Source organism: Zobellia roscoffensis (genome assembly GCF_015330165.1).
GTDB lineage: Bacteria > Bacteroidota > Bacteroidia > Flavobacteriales > Flavobacteriaceae > Zobellia > Zobellia roscoffensis.
Map to the genome: position 1 here is coordinate 2,509,688 of NZ_JADDXT010000002.1, position 26,469 is coordinate 2,536,156.

At 38.5% G+C, this 26,469-nt stretch carries 25 protein-coding genes and 1 tRNA gene; 19 read left to right on the forward strand and 7 right to left on the reverse strand.

Annotated features, from left to right (window positions below; genetic code table 11):
• Nucleotides 1-49 precede the first annotated feature (49 nt).
• Nucleotides 50-2,029, forward strand: a complete 1,980-nt coding sequence (gene dnaG / locus IWC72_RS10515; RefSeq protein WP_194529745.1) for a DNA primase — start codon at nucleotides 50-52, stop codon at nucleotides 2,027-2,029.
• A gap of 85 nt (nucleotides 2,030-2,114) precedes the next feature.
• Here the strand turns inward: dnaG and IWC72_RS10520 are convergent, their stop codons facing one another.
• Nucleotides 2,115-2,744: a response regulator gene (locus IWC72_RS10520; RefSeq protein ID WP_194526164.1), complete on the reverse strand. Its 630-nt coding sequence runs from the start codon at nucleotides 2,742-2,744 to the stop codon at nucleotides 2,115-2,117.
• 169 nt (nucleotides 2,745-2,913) lie between these two features.
• Nucleotides 2,914-3,702 carry an NAD(+) synthase gene (gene nadE / locus IWC72_RS10525; RefSeq protein WP_194526165.1) on the reverse strand — a complete coding sequence of 263 codons (789 nt, stop codon included), beginning with the start codon at nucleotides 3,700-3,702 and terminating at the stop codon, nucleotides 2,914-2,916.
• Between the two features lie 71 nt (nucleotides 3,703-3,773).
• Here nadE and gldB point away from each other — a divergent pair, with 71 nt between their 5' ends.
• On the forward strand, nucleotides 3,774-4,757 hold the full coding sequence (gene gldB / locus IWC72_RS10530; RefSeq protein ID WP_455436026.1) for a gliding motility lipoprotein GldB: 984 nt from the start codon (nucleotides 3,774-3,776) through the stop codon (nucleotides 4,755-4,757).
• Nucleotide 4,758: 1 nt separating this feature from the next.
• The gene (gldC, locus tag IWC72_RS10535) at nucleotides 4,759-5,091 is read left to right on the forward strand and encodes a gliding motility protein GldC (protein ID WP_194526166.1); all 333 of its coding nucleotides are present in this window, start codon (nucleotides 4,759-4,761) and stop codon (nucleotides 5,089-5,091) included.
• A 10-nt stretch (nucleotides 5,092-5,101) separates the two neighbouring features.
• On the opposite strand, the gene IWC72_RS10540 is transcribed toward gldC, so the two are convergent.
• From IWC72_RS10540 to bla, 3 genes are read right to left on the reverse strand one after another with little or no spacing between them, the layout of a single operon-like run.
• Nucleotides 5,102-5,815 (reverse strand): pirin family protein, encoded by a 714-nt coding sequence (locus IWC72_RS10540; protein WP_194529746.1) that lies wholly within the window; start codon nucleotides 5,813-5,815, stop codon nucleotides 5,102-5,104.
• A gap of 12 nt (nucleotides 5,816-5,827) precedes the next feature.
• Nucleotides 5,828-7,441, reverse strand: coding sequence for an alkaline phosphatase D family protein (locus IWC72_RS10545; protein WP_194529747.1), 1,614 nt, complete (start codon nucleotides 7,439-7,441; stop codon nucleotides 5,828-5,830).
• A gap of 26 nt (nucleotides 7,442-7,467) precedes the next feature.
• Complete coding sequence (gene bla / locus IWC72_RS10550; protein ID WP_194529748.1) at nucleotides 7,468-8,208, reverse strand: subclass B1 metallo-beta-lactamase; 741 nt, start codon at nucleotides 8,206-8,208, stop codon at nucleotides 7,468-7,470.
• A gap of 48 nt (nucleotides 8,209-8,256) precedes the next feature.
• On the opposite strand from bla, the gene IWC72_RS10555 reads away from it, so the two are divergent.
• The gene (locus IWC72_RS10555) at nucleotides 8,257-8,637 is read left to right on the forward strand and encodes a GTPase (RefSeq protein WP_194526170.1); all 381 of its coding nucleotides are present in this window, start codon (nucleotides 8,257-8,259) and stop codon (nucleotides 8,635-8,637) included.
• Here IWC72_RS10555 and yihA read toward each other — a convergent pair.
• Nucleotides 8,634-9,251: a ribosome biogenesis GTP-binding protein YihA/YsxC gene (gene yihA, locus IWC72_RS10560; protein ID WP_194526171.1), complete on the reverse strand. Its 618-nt coding sequence runs from the start codon at nucleotides 9,249-9,251 to the stop codon at nucleotides 8,634-8,636. The genes IWC72_RS10555 and yihA overlap by 4 nt on opposite strands.
• A gap of 35 nt (nucleotides 9,252-9,286) precedes the next feature.
• Nucleotides 9,287-10,051, reverse strand: coding sequence for an alpha/beta fold hydrolase (locus IWC72_RS10565; protein ID WP_194526172.1), 765 nt, complete (start codon nucleotides 10,049-10,051; stop codon nucleotides 9,287-9,289).
• A gap of 254 nt (nucleotides 10,052-10,305) precedes the next feature.
• On the opposite strand from IWC72_RS10565, the gene mraZ reads away from it, so the two are divergent.
• The 15 genes from mraZ to IWC72_RS10640 all read left to right on the forward strand — a co-directional run bounded on the left by mraZ (nucleotide 10,306) and on the right by IWC72_RS10640 (nucleotide 26,441).
• A complete protein-coding gene (gene mraZ / locus IWC72_RS10570; protein ID WP_194526173.1) occupies nucleotides 10,306-10,779 on the forward strand; it encodes a division/cell wall cluster transcriptional repressor MraZ in 474 nt (157 codons plus the stop codon).
• On the forward strand, nucleotides 10,769-11,662 hold the full coding sequence (gene rsmH / locus IWC72_RS10575) for a 16S rRNA (cytosine(1402)-N(4))-methyltransferase RsmH (protein WP_194529749.1): 894 nt from the start codon (nucleotides 10,769-10,771) through the stop codon (nucleotides 11,660-11,662). The genes mraZ and rsmH overlap by 11 nt, the downstream gene beginning before the upstream one ends.
• 36 nt (nucleotides 11,663-11,698) lie before the next feature.
• Nucleotides 11,699-12,025, forward strand: coding sequence for an FtsL-like putative cell division protein (locus IWC72_RS10580; protein WP_194526174.1), 327 nt, complete (start codon nucleotides 11,699-11,701; stop codon nucleotides 12,023-12,025).
• Nucleotides 12,025-14,031: a penicillin-binding protein gene (locus tag IWC72_RS10585; RefSeq protein WP_194529750.1), complete on the forward strand. Its 2,007-nt coding sequence runs from the start codon at nucleotides 12,025-12,027 to the stop codon at nucleotides 14,029-14,031. The genes IWC72_RS10580 and IWC72_RS10585 overlap by 1 nt, the downstream gene beginning before the upstream one ends.
• Nucleotides 14,028-15,491 (forward strand): UDP-N-acetylmuramoyl-L-alanyl-D-glutamate--2,6-diaminopimelate ligase, encoded by a 1,464-nt coding sequence (locus tag IWC72_RS10590; RefSeq protein ID WP_194526176.1) that lies wholly within the window; start codon nucleotides 14,028-14,030, stop codon nucleotides 15,489-15,491. Before IWC72_RS10585 ends, IWC72_RS10590 begins: the two co-directional genes overlap by 4 nt.
• A gap of 38 nt (nucleotides 15,492-15,529) precedes the next feature.
• Complete coding sequence (gene mraY, locus IWC72_RS10595; protein WP_194529751.1) at nucleotides 15,530-16,750, forward strand: phospho-N-acetylmuramoyl-pentapeptide-transferase; 1,221 nt, start codon at nucleotides 15,530-15,532, stop codon at nucleotides 16,748-16,750.
• Nucleotide 16,751: 1 nt separating this feature from the next.
• Nucleotides 16,752-18,086 (forward strand): UDP-N-acetylmuramoyl-L-alanine--D-glutamate ligase, encoded by a 1,335-nt coding sequence (murD, locus tag IWC72_RS10600; RefSeq protein WP_194529752.1) that lies wholly within the window; start codon nucleotides 16,752-16,754, stop codon nucleotides 18,084-18,086.
• A 12-nt stretch (nucleotides 18,087-18,098) separates the two neighbouring features.
• The gene (locus IWC72_RS10605; protein WP_194529753.1) at nucleotides 18,099-19,298 is read left to right on the forward strand and encodes an FtsW/RodA/SpoVE family cell cycle protein; all 1,200 of its coding nucleotides are present in this window, start codon (nucleotides 18,099-18,101) and stop codon (nucleotides 19,296-19,298) included.
• Entirely contained in the window at nucleotides 19,285-20,388 is a 1,104-nt protein-coding gene (murG, locus tag IWC72_RS10610) for an undecaprenyldiphospho-muramoylpentapeptide beta-N-acetylglucosaminyltransferase (RefSeq protein WP_194529754.1), read from the forward strand. Before IWC72_RS10605 ends, murG begins: the two co-directional genes overlap by 14 nt.
• Nucleotides 20,389-20,408: 20 nt before the next feature.
• Nucleotides 20,409-21,761 carry a UDP-N-acetylmuramate--L-alanine ligase gene (gene murC, locus IWC72_RS10615; RefSeq protein ID WP_194529755.1) on the forward strand — a complete coding sequence of 451 codons (1,353 nt, stop codon included), beginning with the start codon at nucleotides 20,409-20,411 and terminating at the stop codon, nucleotides 21,759-21,761.
• Nucleotides 21,751-22,470: a cell division protein FtsQ/DivIB gene (locus IWC72_RS10620; protein ID WP_194526182.1), complete on the forward strand. Its 720-nt coding sequence runs from the start codon at nucleotides 21,751-21,753 to the stop codon at nucleotides 22,468-22,470. The genes murC and IWC72_RS10620 overlap by 11 nt, the downstream gene beginning before the upstream one ends.
• A 3-nt stretch (nucleotides 22,471-22,473) precedes the next feature.
• Complete coding sequence (gene ftsA, locus IWC72_RS10625; RefSeq protein ID WP_194529756.1) at nucleotides 22,474-23,814, forward strand: cell division protein FtsA; 1,341 nt, start codon at nucleotides 22,474-22,476, stop codon at nucleotides 23,812-23,814.
• Between the two features lie 35 nt (nucleotides 23,815-23,849).
• Nucleotides 23,850-25,817 carry a cell division protein FtsZ gene (ftsZ, locus tag IWC72_RS10630; RefSeq protein ID WP_194526184.1) on the forward strand — a complete coding sequence of 656 codons (1,968 nt, stop codon included), beginning with the start codon at nucleotides 23,850-23,852 and terminating at the stop codon, nucleotides 25,815-25,817.
• Nucleotides 25,818-25,916: 99 nt separating this feature from the next.
• Nucleotides 25,917-26,363 (forward strand): GatB/YqeY domain-containing protein, encoded by a 447-nt coding sequence (locus tag IWC72_RS10635; protein ID WP_194529757.1) that lies wholly within the window; start codon nucleotides 25,917-25,919, stop codon nucleotides 26,361-26,363.
• A gap of 4 nt (nucleotides 26,364-26,367) precedes the next feature.
• Nucleotides 26,368-26,441, forward strand: a tRNA-Arg gene (locus tag IWC72_RS10640).
• Nucleotides 26,442-26,469 lie beyond the last annotated feature (28 nt).

Here is a 26,469-nt window from a genome sequence, read left to right on the forward strand (position 1 = left end):
TGAAAAATAGTGTCTTATCTTTAGACACTATTTTTATTTTTCTACTATTTTGATTTCAAAAACAACAATTGATAAAGTCTACGAAACTGCCCGTTTAGAGGAGGTTATCGGAGATTTTGTGCAACTCAAAAAATCAGGTTCTAATTTTAAAGGTCTTAGTCCGTTTTCAGATGAGAGGTCGCCAAGTTTTATGGTATCTCCTGTGAAACAAATTTGGAAAGATTTTAGTAGCGGGAAAGGTGGTAATGTAGTAGCCTTTTTAATGGAACATGAACATTTTACCTATCCTGAGGCTATAAAGTATTTGGCTAAGAAGTATAATATTGAAATAGAAGAGACGGAGCGTACGGACGAGCAAAAACAAGAAGCAAATGAACGTGAAAGCATGTATTTGGTTTCAGAGTTTGCCCAAGAGCATTTTGCTCATATGCTTTGGGATACTGAATTAGGGAAGGCCATAGGACTTAGTTACTTTAAGGAGAGAGGTTTTACAGAAGAAACCATAAAGCAATTCAATCTAGGATATTGCCTTGACCAATGGGATGGTTTTACAAAAGCGGCTTTTGATAATGGGTACAAACTAAAATACTTAGAACAAACAGGGCTAACTATTGTTAAGCAAGACGCTCAGAACCCCAATAGCCCTAAAACATTTGATCGGTTTAAAGGAAGAGTGATGTTTCCAATACATTCTATGAGTGGTAGGGTACTTGGTTTTGGAGGACGTATTTTAGGTAATGATAAAAAAGCTGCTAAGTATCTAAATTCTCCAGAAAGCGATATTTATCATAAGAGTAAGGTGCTTTATGGTATTTATCATGCCAAACAAGCTATAGCTAAAGAAGATAATTGTTATTTGGTAGAAGGGTATACAGATGTTATTCAGTTTTACCAAAGAGGTATTCATAATGTGGTATCATCAAGTGGTACGGCGTTAACACCAGAGCAGATTCGCTTAATTAATAGGCTTACTAAAAATATCACCGTTCTTTTTGATGGTGATGCGGCAGGTTTAAGAGCATCGCTTCGCGGAATCGATTTGATTTTGGAGCAGGGGATGAACGTTAAGGTCTGTACTTTTCCTGAAGGAGAAGACCCGGACAGTTTTTCAAAAAATAATGCACTAGAAGATGTACAGCAATATTTAGAGGAGAAATCACAGGATTTTATTCAGTTCAAAGCTGGTTTGTTGGCACAAGAAGCAGCAAATGACCCTATAAAAAGAGCGGATACGGTTAGGGATATTGTCCAGAGTATATCCAAGATACCGGATGCTATCAAGCGCGAAATCTACATTCAGGAATGTGCTAATATCATGAAGGTGTCGGAAGGTGTGTTGTTTACAACATTGGCCCAAATGGGTAAAAAAGGGACTTCTGATACTTCAAAAAAACAAAAACCGGAGCAGAAAGCGTTTGATGTTGTAAAAAATGAAGAGCCTGAAGAAAAGGTAGATGTACAGTATTTGTTAGAGCGAAAAATTATTGAGCTTTTGCTGTTGTACGGAAGTGAAAAAGAAGAGTTTGAAGATTTGGTGCTCAAGGAAAGTGAAGCTGGTGATTTGGTGTTGGAACCGGAATCTATAGAAGCCAAGGTCTACGAGAAGATTTTTTTAGATTTACAAGATGATGAGATTGAATTAGCTAATGAGCAATTTAGGCAGATTTATTACAAGCTTATTGAAGCATTAAATCAAGATACAGGTTTTACTATTAGTACGTTCTTAAGTGGGCTAGATCAGCAATTGGTATCTGAAATATCCTCCATTTTAATGGAGGAAGAAAAATACGTATTACACAGTTGGGAAAGAAAAGATATCTACCCAAAAGAAAAGAAAGTAGGCGTAGCGCAATTGGTTAGTGAGACTATTTTAACATTACGCTGCTTCCTAATAAAAAAGAGGATGATTGCTTTACAGGATAATACAAAGGAAAGTCAGCAAGACCACAGGGAAACTCTAGAGGAAATCATGAACTATTTGCAGCTCAATAAATTGCTTAACAAAAAGTTGAACCGCGTTTTTTCTTAATCTTACGAGGTAAACCGTAAAATTTAGGCATAAAAAAACCCTAACGAAAACATCAGGGTCTGTACGTGTTACGAATGTAAACTTCTTAATAAAGTTCTAGTGCTTTTGCTTGTTGCAAAAGATCTACCATATTGTCTACGTTTAATTTTTTCATTAAACGAGCCTTGTAGGTACTCACTGTTTTTTCGTTTAAGTTCAAACCGATGGCTACATCTTTGTTGCGCTTTCCGCTAGCCAATAATTTAAGCACCTCAACTTCACGAGTAGAAAGTTTTCTAAAGAACCTTCTAGGTTTTTGAGTGCCTTCATCAAAAGCTAAACGTTGCGCTAGCTCATTTGTAATGAACATGTTGCCTTCGCTTACTTTTTTCACTGCTGTTATGATGTAGTCTATGTCTGAGGCTTTTGAAAGATATCCAAAGGCACCTGCACGAATAGTACTTAATGCATATACGTCTTCAGATTGACCGCTATACATTAATACTCTAACACTTGGGTGTTCTTTTTTGATTTTTCGCAGCGTGGCAATTCCGTTAATTTCCGGAATGTCCATCTCCAGCATTACTACATCAGGACTAGAGGTCTCCAATTTGTCGAAGAGCTCAGAAGTAGTGGATACCGCTCCCACTATTTCAAATCCATTAGCAGATTCAAGAACATTAGTCACTCCCATTCTAATAATGGGATGGTTGTCTGCAATTAATACTTTAATCATGTTGATAGTTTTAATCTAGATAATAAACGTTCCTAGGCTCGTCTAAAATACTGACATGCAATGTAAGGTTTAAATATCTAATTCTTTAAACAAAATTGGTGTTTTTTTCATAAAACTAGCTTGTTTTATGAATTTATTCGATTAGATTACCTTATTTACGGATAAATTGCTAAAAAAGACTGTGGGGGATTTCACAAACTGGTATCGGATTCATCTTGTGCTTATTAGCTGAGTTTAATTTCGTATAAATTAAGAATACTTCCTTTTCTCTGCCAGTAAAATCGCTCAATTCTTTTTCTTCATCCTGCATTTTCATAGCCCATTCTAGTTCTGGATAACTTGCTCCTATCTGATCTTCATCAGTCCTGTCGTCTCCCCAAAGGCCATCTGTAGGTGCTGCTTTTTGAATATCGGTGTTGACATTCAGATATTTGGCAATTTCATAAACTTGTGTTTTTAATAAATCTGCAATGGGGCTTAAATCTACACCGCCATCACCATATTTGGTGTAAAATCCTACACCAAAGTCTTCTACCTTATTTCCTGTTCCCGCTACAAGATAACTTTCTAAAGCTGCAAAGTAATACAATGTAGTCATTCTTAACCGGGCTCTGGTGTTTGCTAATGACATAAAACGTTCTTCTTCGTTTTCTACTTTAGGAAGAGAAGATACAAGGCTGTCAAATACTGGAGTAAGGTTAACGGGTTGTCTTTTTACCTTGTCAAAATTAGTCTGAAGCCAATCAATATGTCTTGATGCTCGGGTTGCTTGATTCTCTGCTTGGTGTATGGGCATTTCTAAACACATAAGCTCTAGACCGGTCTTGGCGCATAGTGTGGAGGTTACCGCAGAGTCTATTCCTCCTGATATTCCTATGACAAAACCTTTCATTTTTGCGTTTACCGCGTATTCTTTTAACCAGTTTACTATGTAATCTACTACCTTTTCTGTCTGCATAGGATGTTCATTATGTCTAGATCGACTAACTTTGTGAGCTTAAAAATAACGCCTTGCAGTTAAATATTAAAATGTATCGGAAATTACTTTGCAAACAAATGCCTGTTTTTACCATTTTTATAATTTCAGTCTTGTTTTTTGCCTGTAAAGAGAGTCCTAAAGTCTCTGAGGATGTTCAGAAGATAAAGATTGAGTTAAAGGTTGATAGGTTTGATTCAGAATTTGCTGCTGCAACACCAGAGAATCTTTCTAGTCTAAAGAGCAAGTATCCGTATCTGTTTCCTGCAAGATATGCTGATAGTGTCTGGGTGGCTAAAATGAGAGATACTATTCAGGTAGAGTTATTGGCTGAAGTACAAAATACGTTTTCTGATTTCTCACAAGAGGAGCAGTCTTTAGAATTGCTTTTTCAACATATAAAATATTATTTTCCAAAATTTGAGGCGCCTAAAGTGGTTACGGTAACTTCTGATGTGGATTATAGCAATCGCGTAATCTTTACAGATACGTTACTACTTATCGGGGTGGATAATTACCTTGGGCCCGAACATCGGTTTTACAGAGACATTCAAAAGTATATAAGTGCAGATTTAGATAGGCAATATATTGCTGTTGATGTAGCTAGTGCCTTTGCTAAAAAAGTGGTCCCCAGACCTCGAGAACGAACATTTCTTGCTCAACTTATTTATTATGGAAAGGAGTTGTATTTGAAGGAGAAACTACTTCCGTTGGCCACGGATGCCCAAAAAATAAACTATTCAGAAGTTCAGTACGCATGGTCAGAGGCAAATGAGGAGCCAATTTGGCGTAATTTTATTGAGAGTGAATATTTGTATAGTACAGATAATACGTTAGCGCGGCGCTTTTTAGATCCAGCTCCGTTTTCAAAATTTGGCTTGGAGTTGGATAATGAGTCGCCAGGACGCGTTGGTCGTTACTTAGGTTGGCAGATTGTACGTGCTTTTATGGATAGGAATGAGGTAACGTTACAGCAGATGCTGAGCTTACCAGCGGATGAAATATTTAAAAAATCTAATTACAAACCGAAAAAATAATATGGCAAATCTTCATACATCAGAAATAACATTAAAGGTAGGTTTAGATGAAAACCGGGTGCCAGAAGAGCTTACGTGGTCTGCACAAGATGGCGGAATAGATAATGAAAAAGCAAAAGCAATGCTTTTATCTGTTTGGGATAGTAAGAACCAGGAGTCTCTTAAAATTGACCTTTGGACCAAAGATATGCCCGTAGACGAAATGAAATTGTTCTTTCATCAGACTTTGGTTTCATTGACAGATACTTTTATGAAAGCTACCCAGGATGAAAAAATGACGGCTACCATGAAAGATTTTTGCGAATATTTTGCAGAAAAAATGGAATTGAAATAAGACTTTTTTCTTAGTTGGCCATAGGAACCTCCATCAATAAGATTTTTGAGTTTTCTCTAAAAGTGAAATCGATTTTATCAGTGGCTTCAATACCAAGTCCGTCTCTTTTTTCTAATGCAATGCCGTTTGCGGTACATTTGCCTTCCAATAGAAAAATATAAACCCCGTTGTTGGGGTTTTTTAGGGTGTAATTGTTTGTCTTGTCCATGTTAAACTCCCCAAGATGAAACCAAGCGTTTTGATGAATGCAAATGCCTTCATCATCAGCATTGGGAGAAACAATTTGTTGTAAGTTATTTTTCAAACTATCGGAAGCTAGGGTTATCTGATCATATCGAGGTGTAACGTTGGCTTTATTTGGAAGAATCCAAATCTGCAAGAACTTTACCTGCCTGTCATGGCTTTTGTTTTTTTCGCTGTGTTGTATTCCTGAGCCAGCGCTCATGGCCTGTATATCTCCTTGGCGAATGACCGTAGTGTTCCCCATGTCGTCCTTATGTTCCAAATCGCCTTCTAGTGGAATGGAGATAATTTCCATATTGCTGTGTCCGTGGGTTCCAAAACCCATTCCTGCACCTACTTCATCATCATTTAAAACCCTCAAGACACCAAAACTCATGCGGTCTGGATTATGATAACTGCCGAAGCTAAAAGTGTGATAGCTGTTTAGCCAACCGTGGTTGGCACGGCCTCTTGTGTCTGCTTTGTGAAGTGTTGTTTTCATAATTGAGTTAAATTATTTCATAGAAACTGTAAAGGGCCATCCTTCAAATTGTTGTGCATTCGGTTGTGTTACATCAGTGTACCTGGGCCAACATTCAAATATTGTGGTTTTGTCTTTTTTGTTAAAACGAATCAATCCATAACCGCCTCCCTTGGAACTACTTTCAGGGTTAACGTAGGCCATCATACTTATTTTGTTATTGAATCCGTCTAAATAATCACCTGTCCAGGGTAATGAGGTGTTAGGATTTGGGTTAGCTCCCGCTTTTTCGTCTTCTGGCCACCACCAGCGGCTGTAGTAGTCATTAACAATGGCAGGAACTATAAATGACCAAGGTCCATCTCCATATTCATTTATACCTTGTTTAATTACCGTTGCCAAGTGTTGATCCCCTGCAATATGTACGGCATTGGCATTTTTTATAAGTTGTAAGGCTTTGTTTCGTCCTGTTTGCGGCCATCCGTTGCTATCTAGGTCGGCATGAAGCCTATTGTCTAAAGAGCCGTGAATATGTGCGCCGCCGCAGAAACCGGTTTGGGACAAAACTACTTTAAGGGCTTTGGTATTTGTGGTTCCCCAGTCTTCCAAAAATTTGAGTTGACGGTCTCCAAGTAATTTGAGTTCAGGTAAATCTATAGAGGCAGGGTCGTATTCTGGGTTGCGAATATGGTCAGGTCTAGGGCCTTGTTGCGGTATTTTTCCGTTGGGACCGGATTTGAATTTTCGGTCTTCCAATATGGCAAAATCTATGCCGCCAAGAGGCAGGTTGGTGTAGTAAACGCCAATTCCTTGTTGAATAGGTGTTGGGTCATATGGGTCAGGTAAGTGTGCAGTTTGGCAGCGTTCTACCATTTTTACATATTCATGATGGTAGGTGTAGCCGCCATCGTTAGAACCTTTTACAGTAGATATTTTTCCGTCTTCTCCCCAAAGATTTCCTTGACCTACATCGTGGTCATCTGGAATGCTAATGGCTGGACGATTACGGAAAGTTTCTTTAAACTGAAGACCGAATTTGAGCCAAGCGGCAGTGTGTTCTGTGTGGTCATAAGATTGGTCACCAGCAAAAAAGACCAAATCGGGGTCTTGATGATTAATATTCCGAACATAATTTTCTCGCATGCCTCGGTCTTGGTTCGAGTTGCAGGATAAGGCCGCAAGAACAATTTCATCCTTATTTTTTGGGTCTTTGCGTATCAGCCCTTCGTAAAGAGCTTTTTTACCATGACGAATACGGTACTTTATATCTTTTGAGTCATTCCAGTTGTCTACACGGAAAAGGGCGGACCATCCTAAATCATTAACTTTTTGTTTTTGAATCTCTTTCCATTCGCCATCTTCTTTGGTTTCAAGTCTAACTTCCCGAGTTTCTTTGGGATAGAGTGGATAGAGTTGAGCGCTAAGTTTTAAGGTTTGGTTGGAAACGGTATAGATGCCAAAAGCAACAACACTGTCGCGGTCTACTTTAAGGTTAATGATAGAATTATCGTCGCGATTCCACCAGTCGTTTATGGCTAATATATCTACATTGTCAAAAGGTGCAATTACCGGAGGTATCTGGTCTTGGGCGGCTGTTGGATTCGTAATAGACCAAATAAAAAGTAAGGTTAGTAAGCTTTTTTTCATGTCAGTACGTGTTCTGTGGTTGGTTCTTATTCAATGTGAAATAATGAAATTGTATAGTCCAATAATTCATCACCGCCGTAATCGCCATGTCCTGGAATCACAATTTTCAGGTCAGGGTAAGCTGTTTTTATTTTATTGATAGTGATGCTCCATTCGTCAATATTGGCATCGCCAAGATATCCTTTTGTGGCATTGAAGGATTTAACGGCGCATCCTCCAAAAAGTAAATGTTCACTAGGTATATAGCTAACAATATTGTCTTTGGTGTGGGCCTCCCCAAAATGTCGGTTTATTATTTTTTGCTTGCCTAGCATTAGCTCGTTTTTGTGTTCAAAACTGATTTTCGGAATAGCGTTTCCTTCTTTTTTAGCAAGTTCAATTGTTTGATTATTAGCGTAGGAGGGAATGTTTAATTGGTGAAAAGCCTCAACGCCTCCAAGGCAGTCATCATGAAAGTGGTTTACAACAACCGCTTTGATTTTATGTTCTTTGGTTTTTGTAACCCATTCAATAAGCTCATTAGAGGTTTCAATGTCTATTGGGGTGTCAAAGACTATGGCTTCGCCTTCATTCATGTAGATAAGACCATTGCAGGCTACCTTTTCATAATCCTCCGTTTGTAAATATGAAATATGAATAAAGCTATTTTGGGAAACGGGAATAATTTTTAGGGTTTCGCTACTGTAAGTTATATTTGGGTTTTGTGACTTACAACCCAAAAGAATGGCAATAAAGAACAAAATTAAAAAGGACGATTTGTAGTTCATATGTTGTGTTCTTTATGTTTCATAAATATATAATTTTACCTTGCAATAATGAAAGATTCAGATATTCAAAAACTCGTTTTTATCTATAATGCAGATTCCGGTTTAAAAAATTCATTGTTAGATAGTGCGCATAAAATTTTAAGCCCTAGTACGTACGATTGTAATTTGTGCGATATTACGTTTGGAGTTTTTACCGAAAATAAAGTTTGGAAGGATTTTAGGGAGAAAACGAACTTGGATATGGAATTTCTGCACAAGGACGAATACAGGAAACAGTATGCTTCCAAATTTGGTAATAAATTTACCTTTCCTATTATACTTGCGCAAACCAATGATGATTTACAGATTTTTGTAGGTACGGAAGAAATGAATGCTATTAAAAATTCTGAATCACTTGTAGAAGTTATTCAGAAAAGGGTAGGGATTTAATTTTTGGTCGCCTTAAAGAAATCAGCGTTGATGTTGTCTATGAAGTCAAGAACATCATCACGCCCATAGCCTTTAGATGATGAGGTTATGAAATACTGGGGAGCTTCTTCCCAAACACCGTTTAATAATTCAGAAATATACTTGTTTACGTTCTCTTCTATTCCTTTAGGTTTTAGTTTGTCTGCCTTTGTGAAAATGATGCAGAACGGAATGCCGTTTTCGCCTAACCATTCCATAAATTCCATGTCAATTTTCTGAGGCTCGTGCCTAATATCTACTAGAACAAATGCACATACGAGTTGTTCGCGTTTTACAAAATAGTCGGTTATGTATTTCTGAAAAGTGCTTTTACTTTTTTTAGAAACTCGAGCGTAACCATAACCAGGTAAATCTACTAAAAACCAATTTTCGTTTATTTTGAAATGGTTGATTAGTTGTGTTTTTCCTGGACGACCAGAAGTCTTTGCTAAACTTCTTCTTTCGGTTAGGCTGTTTATTAAAGAAGATTTCCCCACATTAGAACGACCAATAAAGGCGTATTCCGGCAATGGTTCTTTTGGGCACTTTGCCACATCAGTATTACTGATTATAAAATTTGCCGTTTTAATATTCACCTTAGGAAGCTATTTAATTGGTAATAGGGTAGTTACTAGAATTTACGCTTTGTAAGCCAGTTATCTAGAATTTCGTTGAACTTGTTGGGATGTTCCATCATGGGTGCGTGTCCACATTTTTCAATCCAATAGAGGTCCGAATCTGGAAGCAATTCATGAAAAAGGTCCGCTACATCTGGAGGGGTTACGCTATCGTTCTCACCCCAAATAATACAGATAGGCGTATTCATTTTAGGAAGGTCATTTGCCATATTATGACGAATGGCACTTTTGGCAATGGCTAGTGTTTTAATTATTTTTGACCTATCATTTACGGTTGCAAAAACCTCGTCTACAATTTCTTTTGTGGCGATAGCAGGGTCGTAAAAAACATCTTCCGCCTTTTTCTTAATGAACTCATAGTCACCACGTCTTGGATAGCCATCTCCCATGGCACTTTCGTATAATCCTGAGCTTCCTGTTATGATTAGGGCTTTAACCAGTTTAGGGTAGAGTTTTGTGTGTAGCAAGCCAATGTGTCCTCCTAAAGAATTACCCAGCAATATGACATCTTTAAGTCCTTTAAACTCAATAAACTTGGCTAAGAATTTTGCAAATTGCTTAACGTTTGTCTTAAGCATTGGCATATCGTAAATTGGCAATTCTGGAATAAGTACTTTGTAGCCTTTCGGGGGAAAGTATTCGGTAACACCTTGAAAATTGCTGAGCCCTCCCATAAGACCGTGTAAAATAATGATAGGACTACCTTCGCCTATCTCTATATACCGGAATTTTCCTTCCTTAATTAAATTTTCTTCCATTCAAGATACTTCTTGGTCTGTTCGTCAAAGATAGGCATTATCCTATAATGACTATTATACAAGTATAGGTCAATAAAGCGAGAATTGACCATAATTTTTCAATCACTCTTCAAAAACACCCTTTTTTCAAGCTAAAAATTGACCATAATTTATGCCCAAAAGCCACTAGTTATTAACAAAGTGGTAATTAGTGGTAAAATGTGGTAATAAAATTTGTAGTTTTGAGTTATAGTATTGTAAAACAGCTTTTTTAAGTGATAAATTTCATTGGGACATACGATTGTAAGGCCGATGCCAAAGGTAGGGTAATGATACCAGTTGCCCTAAAAAATCAGATGTCTCCTATTTTGAATCAAAGTTTTGTTATTAAAAGATCTGTTTTTCAGCCTTGTTTAGAATTGTATCCAATGGAGGAGTGGAATCTACTCATGGAGAAGATGAACAAGAAAAACCGTTTCAAGAAAAAGAACAACGATTTTATCCGTCGTTTTTCTGCTGGGGTTAAGGTTATTGAAATTGATGCAACAGGTAGAATGCTGATTCCTAAGAACCTAGTTGAGATAGCAAGTATCTCTAAAGAGGTTGTTTTGAGTTCGGCAATCAACATTATTGAAATTTGGGACAAGGATAGTTACGAGAAAGTATTGGAAGAAACTGCAGAGGATTTTGCTGAACTGGCAGAAGAGGTGATGGGGGATGACGGAGATGACGAAAGCTATGTATCATAATCCAGTTTTATTGGAAGAGTCGGTAAATGGGCTCAATATAAAAGAAAACGGTGTGTACGTTGATGTTACTTTTGGTGGCGGCGGACACTCAAAACACATATTGAAGCAATTAGGGAGCGAAGGAAGATTATTCGCTTTTGATCAAGATGAGGATGCGCTGGCAAATACTTTGGGTGATCCGCGGTTTACGTTGATCAATGAGAATTTTAGGTATATCAAGCAGTTCTTAAAATTTCATGGGATTCGAAAGGTAGATGGGATTTTGGCGGATTACGGAGTGTCTTCGCATCAATTTGATAAAGCGGAACGCGGGTTTTCCACTCGTTTTGAAGCTGATTTGGATATGCGAATGAGTAAAAGAAATCTTTTGTCGGCATACGATGTGGTCAATACCTATGATTATGACGATTTAAGAAAAGTTCTTTTTCAGTATGGCGATTTACGGAATGCGAATGCAATGGCAAAGACCATTCTTGCGAAACGTGAAGAAGAGCCGATTAAGACCACGGAACGGTTGAAAGAGGTGTTGCGGTCGTTTTTGCCGAATGCAAAAGAGCATAAAATATTGGCTCAGATTTATCAAGCTATTCGCATAGAGGTTAATCAAGAGATAGCTGTAATAGAAGAGTTTTTGTTGCAAACACCGGAATTGCTTGATGTAGGCGGCAGGTTGAGTATTATAAGTTATCACTCTTTAGAAGATCGTTTGGTAAAACGGTTTATAAGGGAAGGGCAGTTTCAAGGTGAGGCGCCAAAGGATTTTTACGGAAATATAGACGTTCCGTTTAAAAAAGTGGGTCCGCTTATCGTTCCTGGAAGAGAAGAAATAGCAAGGAATAATAGAGCACGAAGTGCAAAATTGAGAATTGCGGAGCGCATATAAAGTTGAACGTTAAAATTGAAAAAGGAAAAGAAAAATATGAAAAAAGGATTGTTGAACATACTTAAAGGTAGGTTTTTGGTGAGCGATGATGCACCAAAGAACTGGCTGTTCATCATTTTTACTTCTTTTCTTGCTACCGTAATGATCGGTAGCTCACATAGTGCCGATAAAAAGGTGCATCAAATAGCGGCATTGAATGAAGAAGTGAAAGAGCTTCGTAATGAATTTGTAGACGCACGTTCAGATGTACAGCAGTTAAAATTGGAGTCTACGGTGATGCAAATTGTTGCCGAAAAAGGGTTGTTTCCTTCTCAGGTGCCTCCCAAGCAGATAAAAGTAAAATCGAATAAGAAAGAAGAATAGTGGCCGTAACCGAAAAAAGCATATTGACCCGGTTGTACGTTGTAACGGCGTTCATGTTCTTGTTCGCTGTTGCGGTGTTGTTCAAGTTGGTGAACATACAGTTTGTGCAAGGTGATAAGTACAAGGCTTTAGCTATGGAGCGCACTGAGAAAATGTTTACTATAGCGCCGAATCGAGGTAATCTGTATTCTGATGATGGAAGTCTTTTAGCTACTTCTGTGTCTCGTTATACGATCCGTTTTGATGCAGTTACGGTAAGTGATGAAGACTTTAGAAAAAACATTGTTCCGTTATCTAATTCGCTTTCAAAAATGTTGGGTAAACCTTCTTCACATTACCAGAAGTTATTGAGAAAGGCGAAAGTGAACAAAAATAGATATGCACTTATCGCAAGAAACCTGGATTATTCAGAATATATCACCGTAAAGGATTTTCCGCTATTCAATAAAGGTCCGTATAAAGGAGGGTTGATCATTGAGCAGAAAACGGTTAGAGAACATCCGTTGGGGAAAATTGCGGAGCGTAGTGTAGGGTATGAAAATGTAGACGAGAACGGTTATTATTCCGGAGTAGGTTTGGAAAGAGCTTATGGGGAGTACCTAAGAGGAGTTCAAGGGAAGCGTTTAAAACAAAAAATTGCCAAAGGCCAGTGGAAGCCAATCGGGTGGGAGAATATCGTAGAGCCTAAAGATGGGTATGATTTGGTGTCTACCATCGATATTAATATTCAAGATATCGCCCACCACGCTTTGCTGGGGCAATTAGAGCATTACAAGGCTGATCATGGTTCGGTTATAGTTATGGAAACCGAAACTGGTGAGGTAAAGGCTATTTCAAATTTGGGGAGAACGGAAGCAGGAAAGTATTATGAGCGTTTGAATTATGCCGTTGGTGAAGCTAGTGAACCAGGATCTACTTTTAAGTTAATGTCACTGGTTGCGGCTCTTGAGGATAAAGTGATTGACACAAGTACGGTAATTGATACGGAGAAAGGCCGATGGAAAATTTATGATAGAACAGTAAAAGATTCCAAATGGGGTGGTTACGGTAAAATTTCTGCGGGGCATGCTTTTGAGGTTTCCTCAAACACGGCTTTTGCAAAAATGATTCATAACAATTACAAGAACGATCCAGAAAAGTATGTAAACCGTTTAATGAGCATGAACCTGAATAAGAAGCTTGATCTTCCTATTAAGGGTGAGGGAGAGCCGGTTATCAGGTTTCCTGGGGATAAAGGTTGGTCAGGCATATCATTGGCATGGATGTCTCATGGCTATGAGGTTGCTATGACTCCGTTACAAGTTTTGACCTTTTACAATGCTATTGCCAATGACGGTGAAATGGTAAAGCCAAGGTTGATCAAAGAGGTGAAGGAGTGGGATCGTACCATTGAAAAGTTTGAGAAAGAGGTGATTAATGAATCTGTTTGTTCAAAGGAAACGGCAGCAAAAGTTCAGCAGTTATTGAAGAACGTTGTGGAAAAAAAATACGGAACCGGTCACGGTCTGTATTCTCCTAATTTTTCAATGGCAGGAAAAACGGGAACGGCACAAAAAAATTACGTGTCCAAGGATCCGGACAAGCTAAAGTATATATCCTCTTTTGCAGGTTATTTTCCAGCTGAAAACCCTAAGTACTCTTGCATCGTAGTGATTCATGAACCGGATAAAAGTGTGGGCTATTACGGAGCTGATGTTTCGGGGCCGGTGTTTAAATCGGTAGCCCAAAAAGTATACGCTACTTCACCTTTGGTGGATGAGATAGATATGGAAAAGGTAAAAGATCAACGATTGGATAAATCGTATCAAAGATATTATGCCGAAGCTCAAAAGAATTACAAGCAAGTGCCAAATGTAAAAGGTATGAGCGGTATGGATGCCATTTCAATTTTAGAAAACCTTGGTATAGAGGTAGAAGTGAGAGGCAATGGAAAAGTTAAAAGACAGTCCGTTTCACAAGGAACGAACCTAAAGGACGCTAAAAAAATTACATTAGAATTATCGTGAAATTATTAAAAGACATATTGTTTGGGGCAAGCCTGACTGATGTAATCGGTTCAACTAATGTGCTGGTCAATAACATCTGTTTTGACTCTAGAAAAGTTGAGATGGACGATGTCTTTGTGGCTATAAAAGGCACGTTGACGGATGGTCATTTGTATATTGCTAAAGCGATAGACCTTGGGGCAAAAGCGATTGTCTGCGAAACTTTACCGGAGCAAATCATTGATGGAGTGACGTATGTGGAAGTAAAAGATGGCAATACGGCTTTGGCTATGATGGCATCTAACTTTTATGGTAATCCTTCTAAAAATTTAAAACTAGTTGGTGTTACGGGTACGAACGGTAAGACCACTATTTCTAGCCTGTTGTATCAACTACTTAAAAAGGCAGGGTATAAGGTAGGTCTTTTGTCAACTATCAAAATAATGGTAGATGAAGAAGTGTATGCCACAAGTCATACTACTCCAGATGCCTTGACCATAAACAAGCATCTGTATCTTATGAACGAGGCTGGGGTTGAGTTTTGCTTTATGGAAGTCAGTTCGCACGGTATTCATCAAAAGAGAACCCAAGGTTTGGTCTTTGAAGGCGCTATTTTTACGAATCTTTCCCATGACCATTTAGATTACCATAAAACGTTTGCGGAGTATAGAGATACCAAGAAAATACTCTTTGATCAATTGCCAAAAAATGCTTTTGCAATCTCCAATATTGATGATAAAAACGGAGCTATAATGCTTCAAAATACAAAAGCGAAAAAGTATACATACGCGCTTAGAACCTATGCCGATTATCGTGCCCAAGTGTTAGAAAGTCAATTTGATGGTACGCTTTTGAAAATAAACGACCATGAGTTGTGGTCAAGGTTAATAGGTCATTTCAATGCCTATAACATGCTTGCCATTTTTGCTACGGCAGATTTGTTGGGAATGGAGACGTTGGAGACCTTACGATTGTTAAGTGAGCTGGAGAATGTAGACGGTCGCTTTCAATATTTTATATCGAGTAAAAAGATTACTGCCATAGTAGATTATGCCCATACGCCGGATGCGCTAAAAAATGTTCTGGAAACAATCAGCACATTGAGAACTGGAAATGAAAACGTCATCACCGTTGTGGGGTGTGGTGGCGATAGAGACAGATCTAAGCGTCCGGTAATGGGTCATATTGCTTCAGAAATGAGCAACAAGGCAATTTTTACTTCGGATAACCCAAGAAGTGAATCGCCATCGGCCATAATTACAGAGATGGAAGAAGGTGTGGAACCACAGAACGTAAAGAAAATCCTATCCATAGAAAATAGGGAACAGGCTATAAAAACAGCATGCCAATTGGCCAATGCCGAAGATATTATACTCATTGCGGGTAAAGGTCATGAGACCTATCAAGAGACCAACGGAAAGCGTATCCATTTTGATGATTTTGAGATGGTTCAAGACGTTTTAAAGAGTTTGGGTAAATAACAACAAAGACCAACAAATAAAAGACTAGAAGCTAAAAGATGCTATACTACCTATTCGAATATTTAGAAAAACAGTACCAGTTGCCAGGGGCGAGCTTATTTCAGTTCACCACCTTTAGAGCGGCAATGGCTATTCTTTTTTCGTTAATGATAGCTACAGTATATGGTAAGCGTATTATTCTTTTTCTTCAGAAGAAGCAAATTGGTGAGAGTGTTCGTGATCTTGGTTTAGAAGGGCAAAAGCAAAAAGCAGGTACGCCTACTATGGGTGGACTTATCATTATTATGGCTACGTTGATTCCGGTATTGTTACTGGCTAAGTTGGATAATATCTACATTATTTTGTTGATTGTTACCACGCTTTGGATGGGTTTTATCGGTTTTACCGATGATTACATTAAAGTGTTTAAAAAAGATAAAGAAGGGCTAAAAGGTAGGTTCAAAGTTTTGGGTCAGGTGGTCTTAGGTCTTGGTGTTGGGGCTACTTTGTACTTCCATCCTGGGGTAACTATGAGAGAAGACTCCAGTAGTATCATTACTGAGCAACTGCAGGTTCAAGACGTTCAAGGTTTGGAAATTAAATCTGTAAAAACCACCGTTCCATTTTTTAAGAATAATGAGTTAGACTATAGTGATTTTATTGGCTGGGCTGGTGAAAGTGCCAGAGACTACGCTTGGTTGATATTCATACCTATTGTAATTCTAATTGTAACTGCTGTTTCTAATGGTGCTAATCTTACTGATGGTATTGATGGTTTGGCGGCAGGTACTTCTGCAATCATTGTGTTTACACTCGGTATTTTTGCATGGGTGTCTGGTAACGTTATTTTTTCAGATTATCTAGATATTATGTTCATACCGAATTCGGGTGAATTGGTAGTTTTTATAACGGCATTTGTGGGGGCACTGGTTGGTTTTCTTTGGTATAACGCTTTTCCTGCACAGGTTTTTATGGGAGATACCGGTAGTTTGACTATCGGCGGTATTATCGCGGTAATCGCCATTATAATTAGAAAAGAATTATTGATTCCTGTTTTGTGTGGAATCTTCTTTGCCGAGTCGTTGTCTGTAATGATACAAGTAGGTTATTTCAAGTATACGAAAAAGAAATTCGGAGAAGGTCGGCGTGTTTTTCTCATGTCACCAATCCATCACCATTACCAGGTAAAAGGCTATCACGAAAGTAAGATTGTAACTCGGTTTTGGATTGTTGCTATCCTTTTAGCTGTTATTACTATTGTTACCCTCAAAGTGAGATAAGATGAAGAGGTTGGTGATTTTAGGTGGAGGCGAAAGTGGAGTAGGTACAGCTATCTTGGGTAAAAAAGAGGGGTACGAAGTTTTTGTATCCGACAGAGGAAAAATAAAAGAGAAGTATAGAAACGTTCTTGAACATTTTGATATTGATTGGGAAGCTGAAAAGCACACCGAAGCAAAGATTCTGAATGCCGATTTGGTAATGAAGAGTCCGGGTATACCTGATACGGCTCCATTGGTAAAAGCATTGCGTGAAAAGGCAATTCCTGTTATTTCTGAAATCGAATTCGCTTCAAAATACACTGATGCCACGATAATCGGAATTACAGGAAGTAATGGAAAAACCACTACCACAATGATTACAAATCATCTTTTAAAAGAAGGTGAGGCAAATGTAGGTATGGCGGGTAATATTGGTGATAGTTACGCTAAGATGGTAGCGGAGAATGATTTTGATTTTTACGTATTAGAAATCAGCAGTTTTCAGTTAGACGGTATTGTAGATTTTAAACCACATATCGCTATTCTAACGAATATTACGCCAGATCATTTAGATCGGTACGATTACAAATTTGAAAATTATGTCGCTTCAAAATTCCGCATTGCACAGAACCAAACCGAAGATGACTTTTTTATATATGACGCAGATGATCCGGTGATTGTCGCGTGGCTTGAAAAGCACCCCATTAAATCAAAATTGCTCCCTTTTTCCATAGAGCGAGAACTGGAAGAAGGAGCTTATTTACAGAACAACAACATAATACTGAACTTGACTAACGAGACACTGAAAATGACAAAAGAGACATTAGCACTAGAAGGAAAACACAATTTAAAAAACAGCATGGCAGCAATGACTGCGGCTAAATTAGTAGGCATTCGTAAAGCTTCAATACGTGATAGTATTGCTAATTTTCAAGGAGCGCCGCACAGACTAGAAAACGTACTAAAAATACATCATGTACAGTATATAAACGATTCTAAGGCAACTAACGTAAACTCCGTATTTTACGCGTTAGATAGTGTTAAGACACCTATTGTTTGGATTGTAGGTGGGCAAGATAAAGGCAACGATTATAAAGAATTGATGCCATTGGTACGTGAGAAAGTAAAGGCCATAGTTTGTTTAGGCTTGGACAACGAAAAAATAAAAGATGCTTTTGGCAATGTAGTGGATCTTATGGTGGAAACTTTCGCCATGGAAGAGGCTGTAAAAGTAGCTTACAAAATAGCGGAGCGTGGTGATACGGTTTTATTATCGCCTGCATGCGCAAGTTTCGATTTATTTCAAAACTATGAAGACCGTGGCGATCAGTTTAAAGCAGCAGTAAAAACATTATAAGAAAGGTAGAAGGTGAACGGATTTTTTGAAAATATCAAAGGAGATAAAGCTATTTGGGCCATTGCGGCCCTCTTGGGCTTATTTTCGTTCTTGCCGGTATATAGTGCCAGTAGTAATCTGGTGTATGTAGTTGGTAACGGAACTACCTTTGGGTATTTGGTAAAACATGCGTTGCTATTGTCATTGGGTTTTGGGATTATTTTCGGTATTCACCGTATTCCCGCCCATTTCTTTAAAGGCTTGTCGCTTATAGCAATGCCAATAGTTTTGGTTTTGTTGGTGTTTACCTTGGCGCAGGGAACAACGATAGATGGTGCGAATGCCAGCAGATGGATCAGTGTCCCACTGGTGGGTATTTCGTTTCAGACATCGAACTTGGCTGCGGTGGTATTAATGATTTATGTGGCACGTTACTTAAGTAAGGTGCGCCATAAGGATATCACTTTTAAAGAAAGTGTTTTGCCATTATGGCTTCCGGTCTTTCTGACCGTAGCACTTATTTTGCCAGCTAACTTTTCAACGGCGGCTATTATATTTTCAATGGTGCTTTTGCTTTGTTTTTTAGGGGGATATCCTTTAAAATATTTAATGGGAATTATAGGTGCGAGTATATTAAGTCTGGCCTTTTTTATATTAACAGCTAAGGCTATTCCGGGCTTGTTTCCTAACCGTGTAGATACATGGATTAGTAGAGTGGAGAATTTTTCCGATTCAGAAGATACAGAAGGTGATTATCAAATAGAACGTGCCAAGATAGCCATTGCAACAGGTGGTGTTATGGGTAAAGGAGCAGGAAAAAGTATTCAGAAAAACTTTTTGCCACAGAGTTCATCAGATTTTATTTATGCCATAATTGTTGAGGAATATGGTCTGGTAGGTGGTTTTGCATTAATGTTCTTTTATATGTTTCTGCTGTTTAGGATTGTAGTTGTAGCAAACGGCAGTGGTACAATTTTTGGGAAGTTGGTTGCCCTTGGTGTTGGACTTCCTATAGTGTTTCAAGCCTTGATAAATATGGCGGTGGCGGTAGAACTTTTTCCGGTAACGGGTCAAACCTTACCATTAATAAGTAGTGGTGGTACAAGTAGTTGGATGACCTGTTTGGCCATCGGTATTATTTTAAGTGTGAGTAATAAAAATACAAGTGCGGAAAAATCATCCGCAGATATAGACGAAACAAACCCTTTAGAAGTACTGAGTGGGCAATTATAAATTCATATTATCTGGAGGTGGAACAGGTGGGCATATTTACCCAGCTGTGGCTATTGCGAACGAACTGAAAAGAAGGCATCCTGATGCTCATTTTTTGTTTGTTGGTGCTCAAGATAGAATGGAGATGGAAAAAGTGCCTCAGGCAGGTTATGAGATTCAGGGGTTGTGGATTAGTGGTTTACAGCGGAAACTGACCCTTAAAAATCTAATGTTTCCTTTTAAAGTGATAAGTAGTTTGATTAAAGCTGGTAAAATAGTAAGAAAGTTCAAGCCTGATGCCGTAATAGGTACAGGGGGCTTTGCTAGTGGGCCTATGTTACGGGTTGCTTCGGGTAAAGGGGTGCCTTGTGTACTGCAAGAACAGAATTCGTATGCTGGTATTACGAACAAATTACTGAAAGATAGAGTGGCAAAAATTTGTGTTGCTTATGATGAAATGGAACGGTTTTTTCCAAAGGATAAAATTGTAAAAACGGGTAATCCTGTTCGCGGTGATTTAGTGGAAATGTTCGCTGATAAAAATGAAGCTTTAGATTTCTTCGGATTGAAAGCCGGAGTGCCTACACTTCTGATTTTAGGTGGAAGCCTTGGTGCAAGAAGAATAAACCAACTCATTGCGAGTAATCTTGAGCTTTTTGAAAAATTGGGAGTTCAGTTGATATGGCAATGTGGAAAACTGTATATAGATGAGTATAAAAAATACACTTCGGATACAGTAAAAGTACTTGATTTTATGAATAGGATGGATTATGCCTATGCGGCTTCTGATATGATTATATCACGTGCAGGCGCAGGTTCGGTTTCTGAATTATGCATTGTGGGGAAGCCAGTAATATTTGTGCCTTCGCCTAATGTGGCAGAAGACCATCAAACAAAAAACGCACGAGCACTAGCGAATGAGAATGCTGCTATACTGTTGAAAGAAAGTGAGCTTGATGAAAAGTTTGAAAATGTTTTTTCAGAACTTTTTTCAGACCAGACTCAACAAAAGAGTCTAGCTGAGAATATTAAGAAATTGGCTTTGCCAAACGCTACAAAAGACATTGTAGACGAAATAGAAAAATTAATTGGGAATGCCACCAGTAATTAAAGGCATGAGACTTGGTATAAATGGACTTAAAACGCATACATAACGTATATTTTATTGGCATCGGAGGCATTGGTATGTCTGCTTTGGCGCGTTATTTTATGTTTGTTGGTAAGCATGTTGCCGGTTACGATAAAACTCAAACACCACTTACGGAAGAACTATCTGGTTTGGGAATTGATATTCATTATGAAGATGATATTAATGTGGTTGTTGATGAGTTTAAGAATAAAGAAAATACACTTGTAGTTTATACGCCAGCAGTTTCGGTAGAGCACCAAGAATATCAATATTTCTTAGCGAACGGGTTTGAAATTAAGAAGCGCTCAGAGGTTTTAGGGTTGATTACCAAAGGTAGTTTCTGTTTGGCCGTTGCGGGTACGCACGGTAAAACTACCACGACCAGTATTTTGGCACATCTTTTAAAAGAAACAGCGGTTAGCTTTACCGGATTTTTAGGCGGAATTTCAGAAGATTTTAATAGCAATTTTGTTTTTGAAGGCACTGATTATTCGGTTGTAGAAGCAGATGAGTTTGATCGGTCTTTCTTAAGATTGTTCCCAAATGTGGCTTGTATTACCTCTATGGATGCCGATCACCTTGATATTTATGGTAACCCAGAAGAGTTGCAGAAGTCGTTTGTTGAGTTTGCAGAGAAGCTAGGACCAAAAGGAACGCTATTTGTTCGTAAAGGATTGCCTTTAGAAGGAATTACATACGGTATAGATGATGATGCAGATTACTGTATTACAAATCTTAAAATAGAAAACGGGAGTTACATTTTTGATTTGGTCATGCCAGATGCTACGCTGGTAGATGTAAAATTCAATAAGCCAGGAAGGCACAACTTATTGAATGGTCTTGTGGCCTTTGCCATGGCATTACATACCGGTGTTTCTGCGGAGAAATTGGCAAATGCGTTGGCCACCTTTAAAGGCGTGCAGAGACGATTTTCATATAAAATAAAGACGGAAGATTTTGTTTTTATAGATGATTATGCGCATCACCCTACGGAAATAAATGCGGTTTATGACGCAGTAACCGAAATGCATCCGAATAAAAAGACATTAGCGGTTTTTCAGCCTCATCTATTTTCGAGAACGCGAGATTTTGTAGATGAATTTGCGAAAAGTCTTTCAAGATTCGACAGTGTACTGTTGTTGGATATTTATCCGGCAAGAGAAAAGCCTATTGAAGGGGTAACTTCGGAATGGTTGTTGGATAAAATGAATGATACCTTGGTAAAAACAATTCAGAAATCCAAATTAATAAACGAGATAAAAGAACAGAACCCACAAGTGCTTATCACTATGGGGGCAGGAGATATAGGTTTAGAAGTAGCTAAGATTACAAAAGAATTGCAAGATGCGTATTAATTATAACTACATAAAGCTATTAGCTCTAATCGTTGTAATAACGGGGCTTTATGCATTTTCTAATCAAAGAAGTGAGCGGAGAAACGTAAAGGGAATTATCATAGAATTTGTAGAAAATCAAAATTTATTCATTACAGAAGGCACGGTTAATAAATTGTTAATACAAAAATTCGGTAGCCTTGAAAACATGCCTAAAGAAAAATTAGCTTTGAATAACATGGAGAAGGTCATTGAGGCCAACAAAATGGTAAAAAGTGCCCAAGTTTTTCTTACTGTAAACGGTAAATTAGCGTCGAAAGTTATTCAGCGCACTCCAATCGGACGTATAGAAGGGGATTCAAAATTTTATCTTGATGAGGACGGAGAACGTATGCCTTTGTCAAATAGCTATTCAGCACGTGTACCTATGATTACCGGCAGAATAACAGACGAGGGTTTAGCAGATGTCTATAAGATTTTGAATTATATCAATACAGACGAGTTTCTAAAGAAAAACATCATTGGGTTACATATCGAAAATGAAGAGAAGTACCAACTTCGTTTTCGAACCGAAGAGTTCGTTGTCAATTTGGGAGATGTAGAACAATTGAAAGAAAAGTTTAGCAATTTCAAGGCGTTTTACGTCAAGGCAAATAAAGACAAAACTCTGCAACACTATGATGTTGTTAGTTTAGAATTTGACAATCAAGTAGTGTGCACCAAAATTTAAGTTATGGAAGTAGGTAATTATTCGGTAGGATTGGACATTGGAACAACCAAAATCGTAGCCATAATCGGTAAGAAAAACGAGTATGGTAAGATTGAGGTTTTAGGTATTGGTAAATCTAAAAGTTTAGGGGTGCACCGTGGTGTTGTAAATAACATTACGCAAACCATACAGTCCATACAACAAGCGGTAGAAGAAGCTGAACTTAATTCAGGTTTGAAAATCGGTTCTGTCGTTGTGGGTATTGCTGGGCAGCACATAAGAAGTCTGCACCATAGCGATTATATCACCAGAGCGGATTCTGAAGAAGTTATCAATGATGACGATTTGGATAAGCTGTGTAATCAAGTGTACAAATTGGTGATGCTGCCAGGTGAAGAAATCATTCACGTGCTTCCACAAGAGTATAAAGTGGACGGTCAGGCTGAAATTAAAGAGCCTATCGGTATGTACGGTGGGCGTTTGGAAGCTAATTTTCATGTGGTTGTGGGGCAAGTTTCCTCAATCAAAAATGTAGGCAGGTGCATTAAAAGCGCCGGTCTAGATTTAGGTAATATAACATTAGAGCCTTTGGCTTCTTCTGATGCTGTTTTAAGCAAAGAAGAAAAAGAGGCCGGTGTGGCATTGATAGATATAGGGGGTGGTACGACAGATTTAGCCATTTTTAAAGATGGTATTATTCGTCATACAGCTGTAATTCCTTTTGGAGGCGGTGTTATAACCGAAGATATCAAAGAGGGGTGTTCCATTATCGAAAAGCAAGCAGAACTTTTAAAGGTAAGGTTCGGTTCCGCTTGGCCGGGAGAGAATAAGGATAATGAAATAGTTTCAATACCAGGTTTGCGTGGTAGAGAGCCAAAAGAGATTACCCTTAAAAACCTATCAAAAATAATTCATGCACGTGTTGTTGAAATTGTAGAGCAGGTCTATACCGAAATCAAGAATTATGGGCATGACGAACAAAAAAAGAAACTGATTGCGGGAATTGTGCTTACAGGTGGTGGAAGCCAGTTGAAGCATTTAAAGCAATTGGTAGAGTACATTACGGGCATGGATACACGTATCGGTTACCCTAATGAACATTTGGCAGGTGATTCAGATGCTGAAATCGCCAGTCCATTATATGCCACCGCAGTTGGTCTGTTGATGAATGCAGTGGCGAATGAAAAAAAAGGTAAAGTCGTTGAAGTAGAAGAAGCACCTGTGGACGAGGGAGAACTTGTCATGGCAGGGCACGAAGAAGAAGAACATCAACAACAAGCCGCGGCAAAAGTTCAAAAAGAACGCAAAACGGTGTTTGACAAATGGTCTGAAAAGTTGAAAGACTTTTTGGATAATGCCGAGTAAAGTATGACACACATTAACCAGTAATAAAATACACTATGAACAACAACACGGAATTTGATGGAATATCTTTCGATCTTCCAAAGAATCAAAGCAATGTAATTAAAGTAATTGGCGTAGGAGGCGGTGGTAGTAATGCAATCAACCACATGTTTCAGTCCGGAATCAACGGAGTGGATTTTGTAATATGTAATACAGATTCACAAGCATTGAACAATAGTTCTGTGCCTACAAAAATACAATTAGGGGTTTCATTAACAGAAGGTTTGGGTGCTGGTGCCAACCCTGAGGTAGGTGAACAGGCCGCTTTGGAAAGTATGGAGGAGATCAAACAGATGTTGGCCACTACTACCAAAATGATATTTATTACCGCTGGTATGGGTGGTGGTACCGGTACTGGTGCTGCTCCTGTTATCGCAAAACAAGCAAAAGAATTGGACGTGCTTACCGTGGGCATCGTTACCATGCCTTTTGAGTTTGAAGGTAAAATGCGTTGCGAACAAGCACGTATAGGAATTGAAAAATTACGTGCTAATGTAGATTCATTAATTGTTATAAATAACAACAAGCTTCGTGAAGTATATGGAAACTTAGGTTTTAAAGCCGGTTTCTCTAAAGCGGATGAAGTATTATCTACGGCGGCTAGAGGTATTGCAGAAGTAATTACACACCATTACACTCAGAATATTGACCTTAGAGATGCTAAAACAGTACTTTCTAATAGTGGTACGGCCATAATGGGTTCTGCGCAGGCAACAGGTTCGGCAAGAGCACATGAAGCTATTACAAAGGCATTGGATTCACCGTTATTGAACGATAACAAGATTAGTGGTGCTAAAAACGTGTTATTGCTTATCGTTTCCGGTTCTCAAGAAATTACTATTGATGAGATAGGTGAAATCAATGATTACATTCAAGTGGAAGCTGGTCATGGTGCCAACATCATTATGGGTGTAGGTGAAGATGAGGATTTAGGAGAAGCTATTGCCGTAACAATTATTGCTACGGGTTTTGATGTTGACCAACAAGATGAGATCGTAAATACCGAAACAAAAAAAATCATTCATACGTTGGAGGATGAGCAACGCGCTCAGCATGATTTAATGGCAAGAAAGAATGTAGTTCATCAATTGCCAATTGAAAAAGTAAAGGAAGAACCACCGGTAATTAAGCATACCCTTGAGGAAGATGTGCAAGAGGAGCCGGGTATGGATTTAATCGAAACCACCAGCTATATTAAAAACTTTAATGTTTTTTACGAAGAAGTTTTAGAAGAAGTAGCAGAGGTGAGCCCCTCAGAAGATGATTTTGTAATCGTAAATGCACAAGATTCTATTAATGATATAGAGGTTGTTGATCCTATGACCGTGTCTTATGATGCGTTAAAAGAGGAGCAAATTACGATGAGCTTTGATATGCCATTTGCTAAGAAAGAAGAAGTTGAAGAAGAGCAAGACAACGTAATCACATTTAGTCTTGATGAGGATGTTAAGGATATTGATGTTACGAGTCCGGTAGAGGTTATTCCCGTTATGGAATATAATGAAGAAGGAGAGAAACGTTATAGTCTAGATGATTATATGGAAGTTGAAGATGAGCTTACGAATGCTAAGCCAGCTCCAAAACCAACTCCAGCTCCAAAGCCACAGCCGAAACCACAACCAGTTGTTAGAGAGGAACCTACAATGGAGGTGAAGCGTGTTGAAGTAGCGCAAAGTGAAGCGCCTGTAGAGGTAGACCCTATGAACAGTCCGATAGACGAATTGTTAAGGGAGAGAGCAGACGAAAGAAGAAGGAAACTAAAAGATTTCAACTATAAATTTCAGAACAGCGTAAGCAGTATTGATGAAATTGAAAAAGAACCAGCTTACAAGCGCCAAGGTATTGATTTAAGTGATGCTAGAAGAGAAGAAAGCAAGGTTTCAAGAACCACGTTAGGAGAGGATAGTAACGATGAAATTAGATTGCGTTCTAACAATTCTTTTCTACACGATAATGTAGATTAAAGATTTTAAAGTAAACTTAACTAACTCAAGCTTAAACCCGAAAAAATTAATTTTTTTTCGGGTTTATTTTTTATCTTCGCAGTCCTAAATAAAAAAGGCATGGGCTTACAACAAAAGGTAATGGAGCAGATGAAAGCGGCAATGAAAGCAAAGGATACGGTTGCTTTGGAATCGCTTCGCGCCATTAAATCTGCCCTGCTTATGGCACAGACTAGTGGAACGGATGAAGAATTGACCGAAGATGATGAGATTCAACTGGTTCAGAAGCTTGTAAAGCAACGTAAAGACAGTGCTACCATATTTAAAGATCAAGGTAGAGAAGATCTTGCGGAGCCAGAATTGGCTCAGATAGCAGTTCTTGAACAGTTTTTACCGGAACAGCTTACAGAAGAAGAAATAGAAAAAGTAGTCGTACAGACTATAGATGCTACTGGAGCATCGGGAGTGAAAGATATGGGCAAGGTTATGGGTATGGTATCCAAAGAATTGGCCGGACAAGCAGATGGGAAAACCATTTCTGCCATAGTAAAGAAAAAGTTAGCATAAAATTGGCCTCGTGGCGCAACTGAATAGCGCATCAGATTTCGGCTCTGAGGGTTGCAGGTTTGAATCCTGCCGGGGTCACAATTTTATCCAAAGCTCTTTAAACATT

What these genes read in the sequence shown, in the direction of transcription:
- IWC72_RS10520 (WP_194526164.1), bottom strand. Translation starts at nt 2,744, where the DNA reads ATGATTAAAGTATTAATTGCAGACAACCATCCCATTATTAGAATGGGA.
- nadE (WP_194526165.1), bottom strand. Translation starts at nt 3,702, where the DNA reads ATGCAGACAGAAAAGGTAGTAGATTACATAGTAAACTGGTTAAAAGAA.
- gldB (WP_455436026.1), top strand. Translation starts at nt 3,774, where the DNA reads ATGTATCGGAAATTACTTTGCAAACAAATGCCTGTTTTTACCATTTTT.
- gldC (WP_194526166.1), top strand. Translation starts at nt 4,759, where the DNA reads ATGGCAAATCTTCATACATCAGAAATAACATTAAAGGTAGGTTTAGAT.
- IWC72_RS10540 (WP_194529746.1), bottom strand. Translation starts at nt 5,815, where the DNA reads ATGAAAACAACACTTCACAAAGCAGACACAAGAGGCCGTGCCAACCAC.
- IWC72_RS10545 (WP_194529747.1), bottom strand. Translation starts at nt 7,441, where the DNA reads ATGAAAAAAAGCTTACTAACCTTACTTTTTATTTGGTCTATTACGAAT.
- bla (WP_194529748.1), bottom strand. Translation starts at nt 8,208, where the DNA reads ATGAACTACAAATCGTCCTTTTTAATTTTGTTCTTTATTGCCATTCTT.
- IWC72_RS10555 (WP_194526170.1), top strand. Translation starts at nt 8,257, where the DNA reads ATGAAAGATTCAGATATTCAAAAACTCGTTTTTATCTATAATGCAGAT.
- IWC72_RS10565 (WP_194526172.1), bottom strand. Translation starts at nt 10,051, where the DNA reads ATGGAAGAAAATTTAATTAAGGAAGGAAAATTCCGGTATATAGAGATA.
- rsmH (WP_194529749.1), top strand. Translation starts at nt 10,769, where the DNA reads ATGTATCATAATCCAGTTTTATTGGAAGAGTCGGTAAATGGGCTCAAT.
- IWC72_RS10580 (WP_194526174.1), top strand. Translation starts at nt 11,699, where the DNA reads ATGAAAAAAGGATTGTTGAACATACTTAAAGGTAGGTTTTTGGTGAGC.
- mraY (WP_194529751.1), top strand. Translation starts at nt 15,530, where the DNA reads ATGCTATACTACCTATTCGAATATTTAGAAAAACAGTACCAGTTGCCA.
- murD (WP_194529752.1), top strand. Translation starts at nt 16,752, where the DNA reads ATGAAGAGGTTGGTGATTTTAGGTGGAGGCGAAAGTGGAGTAGGTACA.
- murC (WP_194529755.1), top strand. Translation starts at nt 20,409, where the DNA reads ATGGACTTAAAACGCATACATAACGTATATTTTATTGGCATCGGAGGC.
- IWC72_RS10620 (WP_194526182.1), top strand. Translation starts at nt 21,751, where the DNA reads ATGCGTATTAATTATAACTACATAAAGCTATTAGCTCTAATCGTTGTA.
- ftsA (WP_194529756.1), top strand. Translation starts at nt 22,474, where the DNA reads ATGGAAGTAGGTAATTATTCGGTAGGATTGGACATTGGAACAACCAAA.
- ftsZ (WP_194526184.1), top strand. Translation starts at nt 23,850, where the DNA reads ATGAACAACAACACGGAATTTGATGGAATATCTTTCGATCTTCCAAAG.
- IWC72_RS10635 (WP_194529757.1), top strand. Translation starts at nt 25,917, where the DNA reads ATGGGCTTACAACAAAAGGTAATGGAGCAGATGAAAGCGGCAATGAAA.